Genomic DNA, 4,028 nt, shown 5'->3' on the forward strand with positions numbered 1-4,028 from the left:
TAACAGCAAATAAGCTCAAGCAGGGTTGAAGTGCTTCGTAAGAAAGGGAAGTGATAGATTTGAAGTTCAGTTCTTCGTAGGAAGCTCAGTGGTAAAATCCCTGCCTGCGCCTATTTGCAAACCGTTATGGGCAAGTTAAGACGACACCACAACGGAAGGCGGCAGACAAGAGAGCCACCGACCTTTTATTTTGACACTTCCTGACAGTCATTTCCGACTGACAACAAACCTTTATTTTCAAAAATGGAGACCAGCGACCATTGTAAAAAACGGGGCGTATTCCGAAAAGCCATATGAGTAGGAATAAAGTAAAAAATCAAAGAAATATGAAAAAATTAATGACAATTTTCGGAGCAGTTTTATTTGCTTCTTTATTATTTTCCAATGAGGCAAAAGCACAGGTTTCAGTTGGTGCCAATTTAGGTATGTTTAAGTCATTTACTGAAGGATCAGATGCTCAATTAGGATTTAATCTAAATGGCAAATATTCTATTAACGACAAGATTCGAGTTGGAGGTAATTTAGGTTACTACTTTAAATCTTATGATTTTTTTGGAAGTAAACTAAGAAGCTTCACAATGCCAATTACAGCCTTATTCGAATATAGCTTCAGTGATAATGATTTTAGCCCATATGCTGGAGCTGATATTGGTATTTATCGTTTTGGGTTTTCAGGAGGAGGAGAGTCTTTGGCTAATGGTTACTTCGGTCTTGCTCCAGTAGTTGGTTTTAACTATAACTTATCAGACAAGCTATTGCTGAATGCTAACTTAAAATATCATTATATTATGGCTGAGGGAGAATCTACATCTGCATTTGGAGTTAATGCTGGAGTATGTTATAAATTTTAATTAAACCAGCCCATAACAGCACATTTGCGGATATGGCGGGTTTAGTGGTAAAAGAAACATTCTGCTTCTAATAAACTTCTGAGGTAAAATGAAAGATACTGCTTCTAAGCCCGCCACATCGCAAATCTGCAAACCGTTACCTGCTATGTTAGGACGACCGTTCACCACGACACACTTTGGCGGACTGACATTCTAGCTTTGCAGAAAACGGGGACGCTGAAAACCGAAGAGAGTAAGCACAACAAAAACAATTTTAATTATGGCTTTAAATTGGTATCAATGCAAAAATTGCGGAACTGCAATTAAAAAGGACAGTAACCCTAGTAGTTCAGGTTGCTCTGCTAAAACATTTCATTCTTGGACTAAACTTGCGGAAGTTGGTGACACAAACTACAGTTGTAAAAAGTGTGGCACGACAATCCAAGCAAAATCTTCACCGAGTAGTTCGGGTTGTCCAAGTGCTACTTTTCACTCGTGGACAAAACTGTAGCATTATGACAAATGAACAATTTTTACAAATTAGTGATTTGAAGTGGTTGCCTTGGGTAGGCGACCGCTTCAATTCTCTTGCTTTAGACAACAGACTGCTAATTGTTGGAGAAAGTCATTATCACGACAATACACCCGCTTCAATTGAGAAACATAATTCTCCGTCTTTTACAAGAGAAGTTGTTGAAGAACTTGCAATTGAACGTTGGTATTACGGCACAAAAATTTTTCCTAATTTTCACCGAGCGTTGTTTAGAAATGATGATTTTGACAGTCCGACATTTTGGAACTTGGTGTCGTTTTACAACTTTATTCAACGACCGATGGACACCAATAAAGGGCGACCAAGTTATGATGACTTTTACAATAGTTGGTTTCCATTTTTAGAAATTATTAGGTTACTAAAACCAAAGACTTGTTTATTCATTGGAACAAGTGCTGCAAATTCACTTGGACACGCTCTTCAAAGCACAGACTTTTCTACTGACGGAGTAAAGTGGGAAGATTACATTAGCAATGCTTATGCAAAGACAGCAGTCATAAAGGACAAAGATGGTAATGAAACTCAATTAATCTTTATCAGACATACAAGTCAGATGTTTAGTTGGAGTAAATGGAACGAATATTTACAGAAAAAAATGCAATCTGAACTGACTTGGTTTGACGCACAATTAAAGAACGTAACGACTTGAAAAACAGAAACACAGCAGGTAACAGGCGTTTGGCAAAAAAGCGGGTTCAGTGGTTAATTGAACATTCTACCTCGCATCAACTTTTGTGGTGTATTGACAGTTTTGCGCTCCGAAATCCGCTTCTTCGCCAAGCGCCAAAACGTTATCGGTCAGGCTAAAAGACGACACAACCAAAGAAAAACTATAAATAAACAGTGACATATGGCAAGTATTAAAATAAAAGACTTTTTTAACGGACGATTTTTTGAAATTCCAAAGTATCAACGTGGATACGCTTGGGAAGTCCAAAATATCAGAGATTTGTTTGATGACATCATCGAATCCATTGAATCAAATTCTAATCACTACATTGGAACAATTGTGCTTTCAAAAAGTGAAGATGATGACGAAAAATTCTACATCGTTGACGGGCAACAACGCACCACGACTATAACATTGATAATAAGTTCTCTGATAAAACAACTTCCAGAAAAAGATGCTTCATATTATGAACGTTTCTATTTAAAGGAAGATGACAGATATAGAATTTCACTATTAAACCGTGACCAAAATTTTTTCACAAGCATTCTTGAAGGAACAATTAATGAACCGCAAAACAAAAGTCAACGATACTTGAAAGAAGCCATAGAAGAAATCAATTTCAAGGTTTCCCAAATTGCTGACAAATTAAAATTCTTGAAATCCGTTGAGAAACTTGAAGTGATGGAATTTGTTGAAAATTCTGAAGGCGATGCTATCCGAATATTCCAAACAGTAAACGACAGGGGGAAACCACTTTCAAATATGGAAAAGGCCAAAAGTCTTTTGATTTATTTCTCTAATCGTTATTTAAACAAATCTTTGGACAACACTATAAACGACCATTTTAGTGATGTTTTTGAAATATATGATGACATTAAACACCTTGGCGAAGAACTTGGAATTAATCTCATAAAAAACAGAGATTTCAACGAAGACAATTTAATGCGTTACCATTTTGTTACTTACAGTAATGAAAATTACGACCCTACTGCAAATTACGTTTTACAGTTTTTAAAAAATCAATTGACGAAATTTAGAAATGAAACAACTGATAGTAATTATCCTGAAATGCACCAGTTCATTTCTGATTATATCGCAAGTTTGAAAGATTTCTTTACGAATTGTAAAGATGTAATTGAACGAGCAAAAACGGAAACGAAATTTTTCAAAATATTTGCAATACTAAATCTATCAGCAACACTTTATCCTTTAATAATCAAATTACAAGGACTTGGCTTACTAGACAAATCACTTTCAGGAAAAGGACGAGAAAGTTTTAACTTCTATGACCTTGTTGAATTAATTGAAGTAAGGGTTTATAAAACAAGAGCGACAGACCCGAAGGCTGATATTGCCCGACTTGTATATGGAATCGACAATAAAAAGGCTGATGATATTGAAAATTGGCTTATTTGGTTTAATGGTCGTTGGATGCCGAAAGAAGAATTTCAATCTCACTTGTCAAGGGGTATTTATGGTAATCGTGCTTTAATTCATATTTTCATTACCTATTGTGAATATCTCAACAAAACAGAATACTCAATGAACGAATTGCAAGACTTAGTTGGTAAATCACCAAACATTGAACATATTCTTTCACAAACACCAACATTTGACCCAATTGCACTCGGGTTTGATAACAAAGAAGATTTTATAGACTTTGAACACACAATTGGAAACCTGACTATTTTAGAAAAAGGTTTAAACTCTAGCGTTCAAAATAAAAACGCAATAGACAAAATAGATGGTTACGGAAGAAGTTTGTTTACAATGACAAGAATGCTTGGTTCCGAGATTGACACCAATAAAGGATTCAATAAAAAATCAGTTCAAAAAAGGACACAAATTCAATATGACCGCCAATTGAGGTATTTGGAAAAATAAAAAAATGGCATTTATTTAGGAAAATTTTCCAACGATTAACCTAAAAAAAATGCCAAATTTATTAGAAATCCTCCTGCTTTTACAAACAGAA

Annotated in this window: 4 protein-coding genes; 3 read left to right on the top strand and 1 reads right to left on the bottom strand. The window is 35.3% G+C overall.

Going from position 1 to position 4,028, the window contains the following annotated elements; genetic code table 11:
* Positions 1-326 precede the first annotated feature (326 nt).
* Entirely contained in the window at positions 327-851 is a 525-nt protein-coding gene (locus tag Rain11_RS13505; RefSeq protein WP_165778152.1) for an outer membrane beta-barrel protein, read from the top strand.
* On the opposite strand, the gene Rain11_RS13960 is transcribed toward Rain11_RS13505, so the two are convergent.
* On the bottom strand, positions 852-1,016 hold the full coding sequence (locus Rain11_RS13960; protein WP_165778153.1) for a hypothetical protein: 165 nt from the start codon (positions 1,014-1,016) through the stop codon (positions 852-854). It abuts the gene before it with no gap.
* Between the two features lie 329 nt (positions 1,017-1,345).
* On the opposite strand from Rain11_RS13960, the gene Rain11_RS13515 reads away from it, so the two are divergent.
* Both Rain11_RS13515 and Rain11_RS13520 read left to right on the top strand, forming a co-directional pair.
* Positions 1,346-2,032, top strand: a complete 687-nt coding sequence (locus tag Rain11_RS13515) for a hypothetical protein (RefSeq protein WP_101359900.1) — start codon at positions 1,346-1,348, stop codon at positions 2,030-2,032.
* A 201-nt stretch (positions 2,033-2,233) separates the two neighbouring features.
* Positions 2,234-3,937 carry a DUF262 domain-containing protein gene (locus Rain11_RS13520; RefSeq protein WP_101359901.1) on the top strand — a complete coding sequence of 568 codons (1,704 nt, stop codon included), beginning with the start codon at positions 2,234-2,236 and terminating at the stop codon, positions 3,935-3,937.
* Positions 3,938-4,028 lie beyond the last annotated feature (91 nt).

Source organism: Raineya orbicola (assembly GCF_002843425.1).
In the GTDB taxonomy this organism is placed as follows: Bacteria; Bacteroidota; Bacteroidia; order Cytophagales; family Thermonemataceae; genus Raineya; species Raineya orbicola.

Coding starts and splice junctions, on each gene's coding strand:
- Rain11_RS13505 (WP_165778152.1), top strand. CDS start 327: ATGAAAAAATTAATGACAATTTTCGGAGCAGTTTTATTTGCTTCTTTA.
- Rain11_RS13515 (WP_101359900.1), top strand. CDS start 1,346: ATGACAAATGAACAATTTTTACAAATTAGTGATTTGAAGTGGTTGCCT.
- Rain11_RS13520 (WP_101359901.1), top strand. CDS start 2,234: ATGGCAAGTATTAAAATAAAAGACTTTTTTAACGGACGATTTTTTGAA.